Below are 15,304 nucleotides of genomic sequence, written 5' to 3' on the forward strand. Positions count from 1 at the left end.
TGGCCCACCTCCGGGCATGTTCGGATACTTGAGGCCCTTGAATATCGTTCGACGGATAATCTCTCCTTAGCCCAAATCGTTAATCGCAATTTACTGTAAACACCCCCGCGTTAACTTGTTGTTTGCGCCAATCCTGTATTCCAACGAGCATGGGCTCGAAATCGTCTCGAACGAACTCGTTCGCGCGCTGGCGTCGCGACGACCGCGGCGCGGCGGCCGTGGAATTCGCCTTCGTGGCCCCCGTCCTCTTCTTCTCGGTGCTTTCGCTGCTGGAGATCGGAATGATGGGCATGATGATCAGCCAGCTCGACAACGCGGTCATCGAGGTGGCGCGCAGGATTCGCACGGGCCAGGACACCGCCCCGACGTCATCCGTCGCCTTCGAGGACCAGGTTTGCGCCGCCTTGCATGGGGTCGGCGGCGCCTGCCGCGACCGGCTGACCATCAGCGTTCGGAGATTCGACTCGTTCTCGAACGCTAACGACGTCGCCAGCAATCCGCCCGACGGCCAGTTCGACCTGGGCGGCCCCGGCGACATCATGGTGGTCAAGGTCGATTACAAGTGGCCGCTCACGACCCCCTTCCTGGCCACGGCCTTCCACCGCGACGGTCCGATGGACGTGACCCTCGGGGCCAGGACGGCCTTCAAGAACGAGCCATACCAATGATCCTGCGCCTGCTGCGCCGCGCCTCCGACGATCGCTCGGGCGGCGCGGCCATCGAATTCGCCCTCATCTTCCCGGCGATCTTCGTGCTCAACGTCGGCGCGACGGAAGCGCTCGAGGCCTATGAGGCCCAGCGCAATGTGGCGCACATCGCCGCCGCGGTCGCCGACATCACCGCCCAGAGCCGCTCGGTCACCTCCAGCGAACTGAACGACGTGCTCAGCGCCGGCGTCTCCATGATCCACCCGTTCCCGCTGACGGGACTCCAGGCGCGGGTGTCGAGCATCAGCGCCAGCGCCCAGACCGGCGTGGGCACGGACTGGACCCAGAATCGGAACTACGCCGGCGGCGATAGCCCCTCCGTTCCGAGCGGCTACCTGCAGACCGGCGAGAGCGTGATCGTCGCCGACGTGATCTATGACTACAAGCCGACCTTCGGCCTGTTCCTGCCCGACACGATCCGCTTCACGCGCCACGCCTATTCGCGTCCGCGCCTCTCGCCCAAGGTGGAGAAGGTCGGCTGAGGAGAATGTGGCGGACGGGGTGGGATTCGAACCCACGGTGGGCGTGAACCCACGGCGGTTTTCAAGACCGCTGCCTCGCCCTTAGCAGGCTTCAGCGTGCGCCACTAAGAGGCTGTTTTTGTGGCTCTGCGGGTTTCGAGTGGCGCCGTGAGGTTCGCAACGGCGCCGCTCGGTTCGTCCCAAAGTGTCCCAAGGCGCACTCGTCAAATGCGCCTTTGTTCTTGGAGCGGTTCGCCGCAGGATAAGGCGCAGGTTGGGCGACCGGCAGGGGTGGGATGAGGCGCATTGCTTTCTCTTTGGCGTTCGCGCTGGCCGTCACAAGCGGAGTCGCGGCGCACGCGGGCGCCAAGATGCCGGTTGCGGGCAAGGACTTTGATGTCGTCACTCGCGACAATCCCGCCGCGCAACGGTTTGAACTGACATTCACGTCGCACGCAAAACGCCCAATTTGTCTCGCGCCTGAACAGTGGCCCAATCAGGCGGGCAAGATTGATTGGGCGCGAGACTCTGTGGCGGTGCGGGTCGGAACAGCGCACTTCCCGCTCTCGGATTGGAATGGCGGCTACTGCGTGGGCGGTTGCGTCGTCGCCAAGGTTCGGCGAGGGGAGAGCGTCAACGGCTTCATTCCCTACAAGGATTTTGAGGGCTTTGGCGCAGAGCAATATCAAGCTCGGAAGGAGCTTGTGTTCCCGCCGAGTGCGTTTTGGTGCTCGCATTGAGTGAGGCGACGAAATTCATTCAGCCAAGATCGTGGGTGCAGAAAGATATGACGCCCCGAGGTTCACGAAGGTTATGGTGAATTCATAACCTGATACGGACTAACTACAGTGAGTGAATACCTGAACACAGAAGAGCTTGTGGCAGCCTATCCCGCACTTTTCAGCGTCTCCATGCTCAAGAAGAGCCGGATGAAATACGCTGATGTGGCAGGGCCGCCGCACATCAACCTCGGTCGCAAGGTGGTCTATGACCGATCCGACGTTGAAGCATGGCTCTTGGGATTGAAGCGCGTGGTGCAAAAGTCTGCCGCTGTGGCGCCTGTCGTCAAACTTCGGCGCGGGCGCCCGACGAAGGCCGACCAGATCGCCCGAAGAGCCGCCTACTGAACTTGCTCGAACCCGGCACCCCGGATGTAAACAATCAGACGCTCCCACATGGGCTTCCAAGGTTCCGATTCCGCCCAGCAGAGATTTTGGACGTATACGGTCGCCGTGCTCGAACCAGACTTGGTGACGCCATAGAAAATGAGGCCCTTGGATTGAAGCATCGTTGCGATGTTGTAGGGCGGTTCGTTTTCAGAGTTGGAAGCCTCGACGCCACTTACACTCAATCCGTTAGCCTCTGCGAACGGCGTCAGTTTGTCATGAAATTCGCGGATGCGAGACGATGGAACATCGAAGTGCGCCTTCGCGAACGTTTTGGTGGAAACGCCCTTCCTGCATGACAATCTCGTCGCCGAGGCCGGTTCGGGGGTGCTGGTCGCGAGAACCGCTGTTGCTATCGCCAAGGCGGCTATCAAGCGCATGTATGGAGGGCTACTTCACTCGGCCTATCGTGGCAACCTGAACGGCCAATGGGTGCGTGCGCCGGATCATCGATCCTTCGCCATCTCCTCTCGCGCCCGGTCGTTTGCACGGTTCAGCGTGTCGCCGTAGACGCGCCGGGCATCCGCATCCTTCCGATCCGCAGCCTGTAGGCGGCGAGACCGCTCCTTACCGGCAGGAAGGGCGCGGGCGGAAGCCCGAGCGTTCGCGACCGTCGCCTGCTTGGAACGAAGCGTCCGAAGTGCGTCAGCAGTCTTCTCGGTCTGCTTCCATACCTCTGCGGCGGCGCCCGACTCGATGATCTCCCGAAAGCGCATCAGAAGAGGAGGTTATGGAGCCACGCCAACTCGGCGGGATCGTCAGCCGCCTCGGCGAATATGCGGTCGATCTCCGCTTGGACGACGGCATGTGAGCGACGCAGATGCGCCAGATAGGCGTTCAGATAGCCGTCTGGAAACGGGCCATTCCGCCCCTTCAGCATCAAGTCTTCGACGCTGAACGGTGTTGGCGCCGGGCCGTATTCACTCGGCATGGGGCGCCTCATCGAGCAGGGCCAGCAGCACCTTGGCGGCCAAGTCGGGATGGCCTTCCGCGAGCAGCCGCTTCCGCAGGTGGATCGCGGTCTCTGCAGGTAGCGGCTTCGCCCAACTGGTCGTGGCGAAGTTATGGGAACGTCCGGCCCACTGTTCGCTCCAACTCCGCATGGAATCGGTCAGATCACGCTCGAACATCTCATTGTAAATCTCGCCGACAACCATTCTTCTACCTCCATTGATCATGGTATTTATCCAGATCGGAGCGGAATGATTTAGGCTGGTAGGGGGTGAGACCGTTATAGTGATCCTTGAAACTAAATACGATCACGATGACGAACTACTTGGACAATCAGAGCTTCGAGTCGCGTTTCAACATGACGCGCCGCTCGGCCTATTCCCGCTGGCTCAGCGATCCGACGCTGAACGTGGCCATGACGCTGAACTTCAACCGGCCCGTTTCTCTGACGAACGCCCGCAACGCCATCGGCCAGTGCTTCGGCAAGGTGGATCGCAAGTTGCTGGGAACGCGGTTCACCCGGCGGCGCAAAGACCGCACGACGGGTGTGTTCATGTTCGAGCACCTAAAGTCCAACCTTCACGCGCACGGCCTGCTGCGGATTGCGCCGGAGCGGCTCGAACGGTTCGGCGAGATGTTCCCGCCCACCCAGCGCGGCCTGTGGTCGGACGTGTGGGCTGGCGGCTCGCAGTGGACGACGGACGCGGACGATCCCGAAGTCTTCGCCTTCTACATGACCAAGGAACAACACGCCTCGTCCGCCCCGGAGACGATGCTCTTTCTGGAAGATTTCTTCCCGACCGAGGGGTGATGCGACCGTCTCCCTCTCGGCTGCACCAGCATTGGGAACGGACACATCAGACAGTCATGCGCCCGGCGGGTTCCGACCCCGCATTGGCGAAGCCATGTCCATGCAACGTGACGATTGACGCGCAAGCTGCTCTGCAATCAATCAATGCCTTCATGGACAATTGGTGGGTCGCGCTCGTGACATTCGAACGATCTGACGCGGAGCAGGCAGTGCTTCCCGAATGGGCGCAGGGCGCATGTGGCTGGATGGCCTGCCGAGCTTCGAGCGAAGAATCGGTGCGGGATTTGCTCGCGCAAGACCTCCGTCATTGCGGATTGAAGTTGCTGGCAATCGACAGCCTCCAAGGCGCGGTTGACGAGGGCGATGCCGACGAGATCGACGAGCATCTGGCCGCCAACATGCGGCAGCTTGAGGCTGGCAAGCTCAGCGTGTGGGGCACCATTCACTGCTACAAGGCGGACGGGGAAGCCTGAGCCGTTGAACTGTCGCAGACAGCGGCGTGGAGCCTTCCCGCGCTTCACGCCGCGCCGCTGCGCACCTTCGCCTCGCGCTCCCGAAGCCGCTTGGCGGCTTCCTCCGGCGATCTGTTGATGTATCGGGCGAGCACCCCGAGCGTCTTGTGACCGCTCGTCCGGGCAAGCTCGATCACGTCGTCGTGGTAATCAGCGAGGGCCGTCAGGGCGACGTGGCGCAGATCGTGGAAGGTGAGCCGCTTCACGCCAAGGTGCTCTTCCGCCCACTTGGCCGCGTCGCGATACGCCTGCTGCACCTGCCATTCGGTGAAGCCGCCGTCCGCGCTGGGCTTGTCGGGATCGCCGAAGACCCAGCCGTCGATCCGGTGCGGAAGCCTGCGAAGCTCGTCGACCACGGCGGCGCCTGTGGCGGTCAGGATCACGTCTCGGGCCTCGCCGTTCTTCGTCTTCGGAAGATGCACATGGGTGTCGTGGACGTGCTTCCACTGCATCCGGCGGATTTCGCCCTGCCGCATACCGGTGACGAGGGCGTGCTTCACGACATGGGGAAGCCATTGCGGCCCGCGCCGACAGGCTTCCAGAAGTTTGCCCTGCTCGTCTTCGGTCAGGACGGCGAAGCGCGGAGGACGAGGCGCCGACCGAGACACGCCACGGCAGGGATTGTCGATATTGTAGCCCCACTCGCGGGCCTTCCCGAAGACGGCGGACAGCAGGTTGACCGCGTTGTTGATGGTGGTCGGCGCCTTGCCCTCCGTTTTGCGGTCGGCGATCCAAGACGCGATGTCGGACGGCTCGATCCCCGCCACGGAATAGGAGGCAAGGCCACTTCGCATCCACGCGCGCAGCCGATTGGCTTCCTGACGGGCGCCCTTCTTGGTCGGGGTCACGTCGTCCATGTAGCGTTGAAGGAGGACGCGCAGGGTCGTGCGCTTCTCCTTGCTCCGGTCAACGTAGTCGTCGGCCACGACCTTGCCGGTTTGAACGGTGTGCCACGCTTGCGCGGCCCGCAGGTCTTCGAACGTTTCGGACAGGCTCACGCCGTTGCGCCGGATTTTCACTTGGAACTGGTGAGGGCCGCGCTTGTAGATGCCGCGAGCCATGCGTTGGAGTTTAGGCATTAGTCTTCTCTAAGTTCAGAAGACTACTGTCCCACATTGTCCCTAAAAAGGCGATAAAAACCGCTGTCTATGCTGCGATTTGGCGGGTGGAGTGGGATTCGAACCCACGGAAGGCTATGAACCTTCGCCGGTTTTCAAGACCGGTGCCTTAAACCGCTCGGCCATCCACCCGCAAAGAGCGGTCTTTATTGGGACAGTATTCTACGGTTTTCAAGACCGCTGCCTTAAACCACTCGGCCACCCGTCCGGCGGCCGGCCCCTATAGCAGGGAAGGCCGCGGCGCCTCCACCGCAACGATCGGTTAACCCTGTTTCAAGGTTCCCGCACGACCATCGGCGCGAGTCGGAGGCGGAACATGACGACGTTTTCGAGCCATGGTTCGAACCTGGGGCCGTGCGCCCGTCTGGCGCTTGTGCTGCTGGCCGGCGCCTCGGTCGCGGCCTGCGCGTCCATCACGCCGCGCTATCCCAGCCGGGACGCGGCCGGGCCGCATCCGGCGCCGGGCGGCTCAAGCAGCTACAAGGTCGGCAAGCCCTATCAGGTGGCGGGCGTCTGGTACGTGCCCCGCGAGCAGCCCGACTACGACCAGACGGGCGTCGCGTCCTGGTACGGCGAAGCCTTCGATCAGAAGCCCACGGCGAGTGGCGAGACGTTCGACATGTACGCCGTGACCGCCGCGCACACGACCTTGCCGCTGCCGTCGCTGGTGGAAGTCACCAACCTCGACAACGGCCGCAAGCTGACGGTGCGCGTCAACGACCGCGGGCCCTTCGTCGGCGGCCGGATCATCGACCTCAGCTACGAGGCGGCGCGAGAGCTGGGCTACGACCGCGCTGGGCTCGCCCGGGTTCGGGTGCGCTACGTCGGCCGCGCCCCGCTGTTGGGGCCAAGCGCCGGAGTTCGCTACGCCGCGGCCAAGGCGGCGCCTGTCAGCCGGCCGCAACCGGCCGCAGCGATGGCCGCAGCCCCGCCGCCGCCGCCACCACCGCCGGCGGACACAGACGAGCCGGTGTTCCTGGCCGAGGCCGCGCCTGCGCCGCCGCCCGAGCCGATCGACACCGCCAGCCTGCCGCCGCTGACGGGCGCGGTCCTGGACGGTCCGCCGATCGAGGGCCAGGGGCCGACCGTGCGCCGCTCGCCGCTGCGCATCCAGGCGGGCGCCTTCTCCAGCGAGGTCAACGCCCAGCGCGCCGTCGCCCAACTGGCCTCGGCCGGATCGGCGACCATTGAACTGGTCCAGCGCAATGGCGCGGTGCTCTACCGCGTCGTCCTGCCGGCTCCCTCGGACGAGGCCGCCGCCTATGCGTTGCGCGACCGGGTCGCGGAGATCGGCTTCGAGGATGCGCGCGTGGTCCACGCCTTCTAGCCCCGAGCGGCTGGACAAGACGGCCGAACGCTCCATCTTGGCCGCGTGAAACGCGGTCGGTTCATCACGTTCGAAGGCGGCGAGGGCGCCGGGAAATCCACCCAGCTGCAGCGGCTGGCGGCGCGGCTGAAGAGCGCCGGCCAGGAGGTGGTCGCGACGCGCGAACCCGGAGGCTCGCCGGGCGCCGAGAGTATCCGCGATATCGTCCTTCGGGGCGACGCCGACCGCTGGAGCCCCGTCACCGAGACACTGCTGATGTACGCCGCCCGCCGCGACCACATCGAGCGCGTGATCCTCCCGGCGCTGGAGCGCGGCGCCTGGGTGGTCTGCGACCGGTTCGCCGACTCCACGCGGGCCTACCAGGGGGCGGCCGGTGGCGTCGACATGGGGCTGATCTCGGCGCTCGAGATCTATGTCCTGGATGCTGTGAGGCCCGACCTCACGCTGGTCTTCGATCTGCCGGCCGAGATCGGCCTGGAGCGCGCCCACGCCCGCGCGGGGGCCGAGATGCGCTTCGAGTCGAAGGGCATGGCGTTCCACCAGCGCCTCCGGGAGAGTTTCCGCGCCATCGCGGAAGCCGAGCCCGGCCGATGCGCGGTCATCGACGCGGCCAAGCCCATCGAGGCGGTGGAGTCCGCCGTCTGGGCTGCTGTGAGCGACAGGCTCGCGGTCCATGACTGAATTCGCGGTCCCGCATCCCCGAGACGTCTTCGACCTGGCCGGCCAGACCGACGCGGAGGCCGCCTTCGAAGCCGCGCGGAGCCGAGGGCGCCTGCACCACGCCTGGCTGCTCACCGGCCCCGAGGGCGTGGGCAAGGCGACCTTCGCCTATCGGGCCGCAAGGCGGCTCCTCGGCGCGCCGCCGGACCTCAGCCACGGCCCCCTCGGCGCCGATCCCGCCCATCCCGTGAGCCGGCAGGTCGCGGCGCGAAGCCATCCCGACCTGATCGTGCTGGAGCGCGAGGGGCCCGACGGCAAGCCGCGCAAGGTGATCCCGGTCGACGACGCCCGGCGCATGGCCGAGTTCTTCTCGAAGTCGCCGGCCAGCGCGCCGCACCGGGTGGCGATCATCGACGCCGCCGACGACCTCAACGCCAATGCCGCCAACGCCATCCTGAAGACGCTGGAGGAGCCTCCGCCCCGAGGCGTCCTGCTGATGGTCAGCCATTCGCCGGGGCGGCTCATCGCCACGATCCGCTCGCGGTGCCGGCGGCTGGCGTTCCGGCCGCTCGGGCTCGAGCCGGCCGCGGCATTCGTCCGCGAGCGGGCGGACGTGGACCCTGAATCGGCCCTTCGCCTTTCGCGCCTGGCTCAGGGCGCGCCGGGACGCGCCCTCGAACTCCTGGCCGCCGGGGCCCTGACGCTGGACGATGCGGCGCGGGAGCTGCTGGGCGGCCTGCCGCAACTGGACCGGACCCGCCTGCTGTCGCTCGCCGAGAGCTTTCGCGGCGCCGAGGGCGCGGCTCAGTTCGGACTGCTGTTCGACCTGCTCGCCGAGCGGGTCCATGCCCTGGCCTCCGACCGGGCCCGCGAGGGGATCGGCGGCCTTGATCGCTGGGCCGCCGCGTGGGAGACGCTCCAGCGCCTGCCTCGCGAAGCCGAAGCGCTCAATCTCGATCGGACGGACGCCCTGTTCACCGCCATGGCCGAGCTTCGGCAGGCCGCCCAAGCCTGACGCCGTGGTACGACCCGCCCGATGCTGATCGACAGTCACGTCAACCTGCACACCCCCCAGTTCGACGGCGATCGCGAGGCCGTCATCGCGCGTGCGCGCGCGGCCGGCGTCGACCTGATGGTCAACATCTGCGACCGGGTTTCGAACTTCGCCGCCTGCCGTGCGGTGGCCGACGCGCCCGACATCTGGTGCACCGTGGGCACCCATCCGCACGAGGCGAAGGAAGACCCCGACCTGTCGCCGCAACAGCTGATCGACCTGGCCGCCGACCCGCGCGTGGTGGGGATCGGCGAGTGCGGGCTCGATTTCCACTACGATCTCAGCCCGCGCGACATCCAGGCGCGAGTCTTCCGCGCCCATGTGACCGCCGCGCGGGAGTCGGGCCTGCCGCTCGTCGTCCACACACGGGAAGCGGACGAGGAGATGGGCGAGATCCTCGAGGACGAGTACGCCCGCGGACCGTTTCGGCTGCTCATGCACTGCTATACGTCCGGCGCGGAACTGGCCCGCCGCTGCGCGGCCCTGGGCGCCTGGTTTTCGGTCTCGGGCATCGCCACCTTCAAGGCGGCCGACGACGTCCGGGCCGTGATCGCCGACATGCCCGCGGAACGGATCATCGTCGAGACCGATTGCCCTTATCTCGCCCCCGCGCCCCACCGGGGCCGGCGCAACGAGCCCGCGTATGTGGGCCATGTGCTGGCCAAGCTGGCCGAAATCCGCGGCTGGAGCCTGGCCGACGCCGAGGCGCGTACGACCGAGGCCTTCTTCGCGCTGTTCGACCGGATCCCGCGGCCATGAGCGGAACGCTGGAGGTCACGATCCTGGGCTGCGGCTCGTCCGGCGGGGTGCCGCGCGCCGACGGCGACTGGGGCGTCTGCGATCCGGACAATCCGAAGAACTTCCGGACGCGCTGTTCCCTGCTCGTCCGGCGGCTGGGGGAGGGCGGCCAGGCCGCCGGCGGCACCACGGCGCTCATCGACGCCTCGCCCGAGCTGCGTCTCCAGACCGCCAAGGCCGGCGTGAAGCGCGTCGACGCCGTGCTCCTGACCCACGATCACGCCGACCAGGTGCACGGCCTCGACGACGTGCGGGCCTTCTTCCTGCGGCAACAGGCGCGCATTCCGTGCCACATGGACCCGCAGACCGCCGAAACGATGATGCGGCGTTTCGGCTACATCTTCGAGGGCGAGGGCGGCTATCCGGCCATCTGCGACCGCAAGGGTTTACCGGCCCACGGCGTGGATTGGACGGTGGAGGGACCGAGCGGCGCGATCCCGGTCGTCACGTTCGACCAGGATCACGGCGGCATACGATCTGTCGGCTACCGGTTCGGCGGCGTCGCCTATTCCAGCGACGTCGTAGGCCTGGACGACGCTGCGTTCGAAGCCTTGGCGGACCTCGATGTCTGGATCGTCGACGCCCTGCGCCGTCGGCCGCACCCGACCCACGCGCATCTCGACCTTGCCCTGAAGTGGATCGCCCGGGCGCGGCCGAAGCGGGCGATCCTGACCAACATGCACATCGATCTCGACTTCGATCAGCTCTGCGCCGAACTCCCGGCCGGCGTGGAGCCAGCTTACGACGGGCTTCGCTTTCTGCATCAGCTCAAGGCCTGAAAGGCGTGGAATCGCAGCCACTTAAACTAGGTTTCCTCGCGTCGGGAAATGGATCGAGCGCCCTGGCGATCATCGCTGCGATCAAGGCGGGCAAGCTGGCGGCGGAGCCCCGGGTGGTGGTCAGCAACAATCGCAGCGCGGGCGTCCTGGCCGCGGCCGCTGGAGCCGGCGTGCCGGCGCTGTGTGTCCCGACCCAGAAGGACCCCGCCGACGCCGACGCCCGGCTGGCCGACGTCCTGGCGAAGAATGGCGTCGAACTCCTTGTGTTGTCTGGATATTTGCGGAAGCTCGGACCGGAGACGCTGGGCCGCTACGCCGGCCGCATCCTCAACATCCATCCCGGGCCGCTGCCGGAGTTCGGCGGCGAAGGAATGTACGGGCGGCGCGTGCACGAGGCAGTCGTGGCGTCGGGCGCCGCGGAGAGCGCCATCGTGATCCACGTGGTCGACGAGGAATACGACCGGGGACCGGAACTGGCGCGGCGGACGGTGCCGATCCGTCCGGGAGAGACCGCGGAGAGCCTGGAGGCGCGGGTGAAGGCGCTGGAGCCGGAATTCTTCGTGGAGACGCTTCAAGGGATCGCCGAGGGCCGTCTGCGTCTGCCCTAGATGATATTTCCGATAATCTTCCTTAGGCGCAAACAATCTGCGACCGATAAGGAAGCCCCCGTCTGTCAGATGAGCTGGAGCAGTCCCCAGACCACAACGCCCCACAGCGCAAACGAGATGAGCGCGCCTACGCCGAGGCCGACCCCCACCGGGAGACGCCGAGGCTCGGCCTCTCGCCGGCGAGCGGCGACTATACGAGGCTGAATCAGAACATCGCTCATGGTGCGACGGGCTCCGGATTCTGCGTTTCAGGTCCAGGAAGATTCGCCACAAGCGTGTGGATTCCACAATCAGGGCGATACCGGATGTGGCCACACGCCGCAGCGATGGGCCCCCGAGCCTTGGACGACGCCTTGCCCGGAGCGCGCGGGCCGCCCATCTGTTAAGTTACTACTGGACCAAATGCGGAGGATAGCCATGCGCCTCATCGCCCTTGCCACCGCCGCGATGCTCGCGAGCGCCGCCGCCGCCCAAGCGGCTCCTGCTTCCGTCAGCGTCGCCCTGACCCCGGCTCTGCAGAAGAAGTTCGACAAGACCTACGGGCAGCGTGAGGCTGACCTGCTCACGGCCGACCTTCGCAAGTCCGTCGAGAGCGAACTGGCCCGCAGCGACGCCTTCGACGGCGCGCGGATCGACATCACCCTGAAGGACGTCAAACCGAACCGCCCGACCTTCAAGCAGCTCCAGGACACGCCCGGACTGTCGATGGAGAGCTTCGGCGTCGGCGGCGCGGCGATCGAAGGCCGGGTGATTTCGGCGGAAGGCCGTGAGACCCCCATCTCCTACAGCTGGTACGAAACCGACATCCGGCAAGCCTACGGCAACTGGGTGTGGACCGACGCCGAGTGGACGTTCGATCGCTTCGCCCGGCGGCTCGCCCACAACGCCGACGTCGCCAGCCGATAGAACGTCCTCGCACGACTTGCGCCATCCAGCGGCGCGCGGTGTGATCGCCGCGCGCCGTTTTGCTTTGAGTCCGGCTCCATGACCCGTCCTGCGCCTTCCGCCGACCTTCGACCGATCGACCGCCTGCTGGCCATCATGGCGCGGCTGCGCGACCGCGATGACGGCTGCCCGTGGGATCTGGAACAGACGTTCGAAACCATCGCCCCCTACACGCTCGAGGAGGCCTATGAGGTGGCCGACGCCATCGAGCGCGGCGACCTGGGCGACCTCAAGGAGGAACTCGGCGACCTCCTGCTGCAGGTCGTCTTCCATGCCCGCATGGCCGAGGAACAGGGCGCCTTCGCGTTCGACGACGTCGCCCGCGCCATCAATGACAAGATGATCCGCCGCCACCCTCACGTGTTCGGCGACGAGACCTACGGCTCGCTGGCCGAGCAGAAGGAGGGCTGGGAGGCGCTGAAGGCGGCTGAACGCGCCGGGAAGGCGCAGAACGGAACCGCCGCGGCGGCCAGGCTGCTCGACGACGTGCCGGTCGCCCTCCCCGGCCTGACGCGGGCCGTGAAGCTGTCGAAGCGGGCCGCCGGCGTGGGCTTCGTCTGGCCCACGGTGCAGGACGTGGTGGCCAAGCTGCACGAGGAGGTCGGCGAGATGCTGGCCGAGATCGAGGCCGGCGACATCGAGAAGGCCCGGGCCGAAATCGGCGACGTGCTGTTCGTGGTCGCCAATCTGGCGCGTACGCTGGACGTGGACCCCGAAGACGCCCTGCGCGGCACCAACGCCAAGTTCGTGCGCCGTTTCGGCTATGTGGAACAGCGCCTGGCCGACCGGGGCAAGACACCCGAGGAGTCCGACCTGGCCGAAATGGACGCCCTGTGGGACGAAGCGAAAGCGCGAGAACGCGGCGGCGGATGACGCCGTCAGCCGGCGTCGACCCGGGCCCCCGGGAATAGCTGCTCGAACTGCCCGAGCGCCTGGGCCGTCAGGCTGACCGACATGCGCACGGCCCCATCGGCCTGCTCCTCGCGTTCGATGACCCGGCCATGGCGGTAGAGCCAGGCGATCGCCGCGCCCTCGCCCACCGGGGCGCGAACCTCCACGGGCGGCGCCTCGTCGACGAGGCCGGCCACGGCGGCCAGCAGAGCGTCGCACCCCTCCCCCGTTTCCGCCGAGACCAGCACGGCGGCCGGATGCGCGCGCCGGACGTCGCCGGAAAGCTCGGCGCGGCGCTCAGGCCCCAGCCGGTCGATCTTGTTCCAGACCTCGAGGATGCGCCGCTCGTCCATGTCGACGCCGAGGCGCTCGAGCACGGCGCGCACGTCGGCCGCCTGCGCATCGCTCTCGTCGCTGGCGATGTCGCGCACGTGCAGGACCACATCGGCTTCCCGCACCTCTTCCAGCGTGGCGCGGAAGGCCTCGACCAGTTCGTGCGGCAGGTCGGAGATGAAGCCCACCGTGTCGGACAGGATCGCCGAACGGCCGTCCGGCAACGGCAGATTGCGCAGCGTCGGATCGAGGGTGGCGAACAGCATGTCCTCGGCCACGACCTTGGCTTCCGTGAGCCGGTTGAACAGCGTCGATTTGCCGGCGTTGGTGTAGCCGACCAGCGCGACGCTGGGGAACGGGATGCGGCGACGGGCCGAGCGTTGCAGCGTGCGCGTGCGGCGCACCTCCTCAAGCTCGCGCTTGAGCTTGCCGATCTTCTCGGCGATCAGCCGCCGGTCGGTCTCGATCTGGGTCTCGCCCGGACCGCCCATGACGCCGAAGCCGCCGCGCTGGCGCTCCAGGTGGGTCCAGGTTCGCACCAGCCGCGAACGTTCGTAGGTCAGCCGCGCGAGCTCGACCTGCAAGCGGCCTTCCCGGGTGCGGGCGCGGCGGGCGAAGATCTCCAGGATCAGGCCGGTGCGGTCGATGACCTTGGCCTGCCAGGCCTTCTCGAGGTTTCGCTGCTGGATGGGCGTGAGCGCGTCGTCGATGACCACGACGTCCAGGCCCTCGACCTCCACGAGCGCGGCGATCTCCTGGACCTTGCCCTTGCCGAACAGGGTCGCCGGCGTGAGCTGGCGCAAGGTCGCGACCATGGTCTCGCGCACCTCGAGGTCGAGCGCGCGCGCAAGGCCCGCCGCCTCCTCCAGCCGCGCCTCGGGATGGCGCGCGCGACCACGGCCCTCCCGGTCGGGATGGATCACCAGGGCGCCCTGGACGGGCGCCTCGCGGTCAACGAATTTCGTCGAGCTCAATCGGCCTCGTCATCAGCCGGCTCGTAGAGCTGCACGGGCTGGGCCGGCATGATCGTCGAGATGGCGTGCTTGTAGACCAGCTGGGATTGCCCGTCCCGGCGCAGCAGGACGCAGAAATTGTCGAACCAGCTCACGACACCCTGCAGCTTCACCCCGTTCACCAGGAAGATGGTCAGCGGCGTCTTGGACTTCCGCACGCTGTTGAGGAAGGTGTCCTGCAGGTTCTGTTTCTTATCGCTCATCGGCTTTTCGCCTTTTCGTTTTTTCCGGGCGGCCGTCCGCCCACACACAAGGTCACGCTAAGCCGCAAATCGCGGCCGTTGCAATCACAGGCCTATGACGTCAGACCGAAGTGGCCTTCGCGCGCTCGATATAGAGGCGTCGCAGCTTCGTGGCCACAGGGCCCGGCGTTCCATCTCCGACAGGCTTCCCGTCCACCTTGACGACCGGCAGCACCAGCGACCCGGCCCCGGTGATGAACGCCTCGCGAGCCTCTAGCGCCTCCTGGGGCGTGAACGGCCGCTCCTCGACCTTCAGGCCGGCCTCGCGGGCCAAGGTCACCAGCGACAGGCGGGTCACGCCCCTCAGGATGTTGGCGTTGGTGTCGCGCGTGCGCAGAATCCCGTCGCCGTCGACGATCCAGGCGTTGGACGAGGCTCCCTCGGTGACCAGGCCCAGCTCGTCCACGAACCACGCCTCCACAGCCCCCGCCTGCCGGGCCTTCTGCTTGGCCAGCGCGTTCGGCAGCAGGCCCACTGTTTTGATATCGCAGCGGCCCCAGCGGTTCTCCGGCGTGGTGACGACGGCCACGCCCTTGGCGGCGCGGGCCTCCGATGCGGCCCGGTCCACTCGGCTTACCGTGATCACGACCGAGGGCGGGGTCCCCGGCGTGGGAAAGGCGTGGTCGCGGATAGCCACGCCCCGGCTGACCTGGAGATAGACCAAGCCTTCGCGAATGCGATTGCGGCGCACGGCTTCCTTGAGCACCAGCGTCAGGGCCTTTCGGCTCATCGGCATCGGGATCGAGAGCTCGCCGAGGCTTCGCTCCAGGCGCGCGAAGTGCCCCTCGGGATCGGCGAGCCTGCCGTCGAACAGCGCCCAGACTTCGTAGACGGCGTCGGCGAACTGATAGCCACGATCCTCGATGTGGACCACGGCGTCTCCATGCGGAACGAAGCGTCCGTTCACATAGGCGATGCGACCCACGGG

At 66.8% G+C, this 15,304-nt stretch carries 21 protein-coding genes and 1 tRNA gene; 15 read left to right on the forward strand and 7 right to left on the reverse strand.

Annotated elements, in window-relative coordinates; all coding sequences use genetic code 11:
* Nucleotides 1-149 precede the first annotated feature (149 nt).
* The 5 genes from GC203_RS10005 (at nt 150) to GC203_RS10025 (ending at nt 2,844) form a co-directional block, all read left to right on the forward strand.
* On the forward strand, nt 150-668 hold the full coding sequence (locus tag GC203_RS10005) for a TadE/TadG family type IV pilus assembly protein (RefSeq protein WP_293453823.1): 519 nt from the start codon (nt 150-152) through the stop codon (nt 666-668).
* Nucleotides 665-1,189, forward strand: coding sequence for a TadE/TadG family type IV pilus assembly protein (locus GC203_RS10010; protein ID WP_293453825.1), 525 nt, complete (start codon nt 665-667; stop codon nt 1,187-1,189). The genes GC203_RS10005 and GC203_RS10010 overlap by 4 nt, the downstream gene beginning before the upstream one ends.
* 296 nt (nt 1,190-1,485) lie before the next feature.
* Entirely contained in the window at nt 1,486-1,908 is a 423-nt protein-coding gene (locus GC203_RS10015) for a hypothetical protein (protein WP_293453826.1), read from the forward strand.
* Between the two features lie 108 nt (nt 1,909-2,016).
* On the forward strand, nt 2,017-2,295 hold the full coding sequence (locus tag GC203_RS10020; protein WP_293453828.1) for a hypothetical protein: 279 nt from the start codon (nt 2,017-2,019) through the stop codon (nt 2,293-2,295).
* Nucleotides 2,296-2,610: 315 nt separating this feature from the next.
* A complete protein-coding gene (locus GC203_RS10025; protein ID WP_293453830.1) occupies nt 2,611-2,844 on the forward strand; it encodes a hypothetical protein in 234 nt (77 codons plus the stop codon).
* Nucleotides 2,845-3,049: 205 nt separating this feature from the next.
* Here GC203_RS10025 and GC203_RS10030 read toward each other — a convergent pair whose 3' ends face one another.
* A complete protein-coding gene (locus GC203_RS10030) occupies nt 3,050-3,265 on the reverse strand; it encodes a hypothetical protein (protein WP_293453831.1) in 216 nt (71 codons plus the stop codon).
* Nucleotides 3,255-3,491, reverse strand: coding sequence for a hypothetical protein (locus tag GC203_RS10035; RefSeq protein ID WP_293453833.1), 237 nt, complete (start codon nt 3,489-3,491; stop codon nt 3,255-3,257). Before GC203_RS10035 ends, GC203_RS10030 begins: the two co-directional genes overlap by 11 nt.
* 152 nt (nt 3,492-3,643) lie before the next feature.
* Here GC203_RS10035 and GC203_RS10040 point away from each other — a divergent pair, with 152 nt between their 5' ends.
* Both GC203_RS10040 and GC203_RS10045 read left to right on the forward strand, forming a co-directional pair.
* Nucleotides 3,644-4,096, forward strand: a complete 453-nt coding sequence (locus tag GC203_RS10040; RefSeq protein ID WP_293453835.1) for a hypothetical protein — start codon at nt 3,644-3,646, stop codon at nt 4,094-4,096.
* Nucleotides 4,097-4,203: 107 nt separating this feature from the next.
* Complete coding sequence (locus GC203_RS10045) at nt 4,204-4,569, forward strand: hypothetical protein (RefSeq protein ID WP_293453837.1); 366 nt, start codon at nt 4,204-4,206, stop codon at nt 4,567-4,569.
* A 44-nt stretch (nt 4,570-4,613) separates the two neighbouring features.
* On the opposite strand, the gene GC203_RS10050 is transcribed toward GC203_RS10045, so the two are convergent.
* Nucleotides 4,614-5,669 (reverse strand): site-specific integrase, encoded by a 1,056-nt coding sequence (locus tag GC203_RS10050; RefSeq protein WP_293453839.1) that lies wholly within the window; start codon nt 5,667-5,669, stop codon nt 4,614-4,616.
* Nucleotides 5,670-5,767: 98 nt separating this feature from the next.
* Nucleotides 5,768-5,858: transfer RNA gene (locus tag GC203_RS10055), tRNA-Ser, on the reverse strand.
* Nucleotides 5,859-6,042: 184 nt separating this feature from the next.
* Between GC203_RS10055 and GC203_RS10060 the strand changes: the two genes are divergently transcribed.
* The 8 genes from GC203_RS10060 (at nt 6,043) to mazG (ending at nt 12,770) form a co-directional block, all read left to right on the forward strand.
* The gene (locus tag GC203_RS10060) at nt 6,043-7,053 is read left to right on the forward strand and encodes a septal ring lytic transglycosylase RlpA family protein (RefSeq protein ID WP_293453840.1); all 1,011 of its coding nucleotides are present in this window, start codon (nt 6,043-6,045) and stop codon (nt 7,051-7,053) included.
* A 45-nt stretch (nt 7,054-7,098) separates the two neighbouring features.
* Nucleotides 7,099-7,734, forward strand: coding sequence for a dTMP kinase (gene tmk, locus GC203_RS10065; RefSeq protein WP_293453841.1), 636 nt, complete (start codon nt 7,099-7,101; stop codon nt 7,732-7,734).
* Entirely contained in the window at nt 7,727-8,728 is a 1,002-nt protein-coding gene (locus tag GC203_RS10070) for a DNA polymerase III subunit delta' (protein ID WP_293453842.1), read from the forward strand. The genes tmk and GC203_RS10070 overlap by 8 nt, the downstream gene beginning before the upstream one ends.
* Before the next feature lie 21 nt (nt 8,729-8,749).
* On the forward strand, nt 8,750-9,526 hold the full coding sequence (locus GC203_RS10075) for a TatD family hydrolase (RefSeq protein ID WP_293453844.1): 777 nt from the start codon (nt 8,750-8,752) through the stop codon (nt 9,524-9,526).
* Entirely contained in the window at nt 9,523-10,344 is an 822-nt protein-coding gene (locus GC203_RS10080) for an MBL fold metallo-hydrolase (RefSeq protein ID WP_293453846.1), read from the forward strand. Before GC203_RS10075 ends, GC203_RS10080 begins: the two co-directional genes overlap by 4 nt.
* A 5-nt stretch (nt 10,345-10,349) precedes the next feature.
* On the forward strand, nt 10,350-10,952 hold the full coding sequence (locus GC203_RS10085) for a formyltransferase family protein (RefSeq protein WP_293453848.1): 603 nt from the start codon (nt 10,350-10,352) through the stop codon (nt 10,950-10,952).
* 417 nt (nt 10,953-11,369) lie between these two features.
* Complete coding sequence (locus GC203_RS10090) at nt 11,370-11,858, forward strand: hypothetical protein (protein WP_293453850.1); 489 nt, start codon at nt 11,370-11,372, stop codon at nt 11,856-11,858.
* 78 nt (nt 11,859-11,936) lie between these two features.
* On the forward strand, nt 11,937-12,770 hold the full coding sequence (mazG, locus tag GC203_RS10095) for a nucleoside triphosphate pyrophosphohydrolase (protein ID WP_293453852.1): 834 nt from the start codon (nt 11,937-11,939) through the stop codon (nt 12,768-12,770).
* 5 nt (nt 12,771-12,775) lie between these two features.
* Here the strand turns inward: mazG and hflX are convergent, their stop codons facing one another.
* The 3 genes from hflX to GC203_RS10110 all read right to left on the reverse strand — a co-directional run bounded on the left by hflX (nt 12,776) and on the right by GC203_RS10110 (nt 15,301).
* Nucleotides 12,776-14,095: a GTPase HflX gene (gene hflX / locus GC203_RS10100; protein ID WP_293453854.1), complete on the reverse strand. Its 1,320-nt coding sequence runs from the start codon at nt 14,093-14,095 to the stop codon at nt 12,776-12,778.
* The gene (hfq, locus tag GC203_RS10105; protein ID WP_111274395.1) at nt 14,092-14,337 is read right to left on the reverse strand and encodes an RNA chaperone Hfq; all 246 of its coding nucleotides are present in this window, start codon (nt 14,335-14,337) and stop codon (nt 14,092-14,094) included. Before hfq ends, hflX begins: the two co-directional genes overlap by 4 nt.
* Before the next feature lie 100 nt (nt 14,338-14,437).
* Nucleotides 14,438-15,301: a D-amino-acid transaminase gene (locus tag GC203_RS10110; RefSeq protein WP_293453855.1), complete on the reverse strand. Its 864-nt coding sequence runs from the start codon at nt 15,299-15,301 to the stop codon at nt 14,438-14,440.
* Nucleotides 15,302-15,304 lie beyond the last annotated feature (3 nt).

Origin of the sequence: Phenylobacterium sp. (assembly GCF_016124325.1) — a bacterium.
GTDB lineage: Bacteria > Pseudomonadota > Alphaproteobacteria > Caulobacterales > Caulobacteraceae > Phenylobacterium.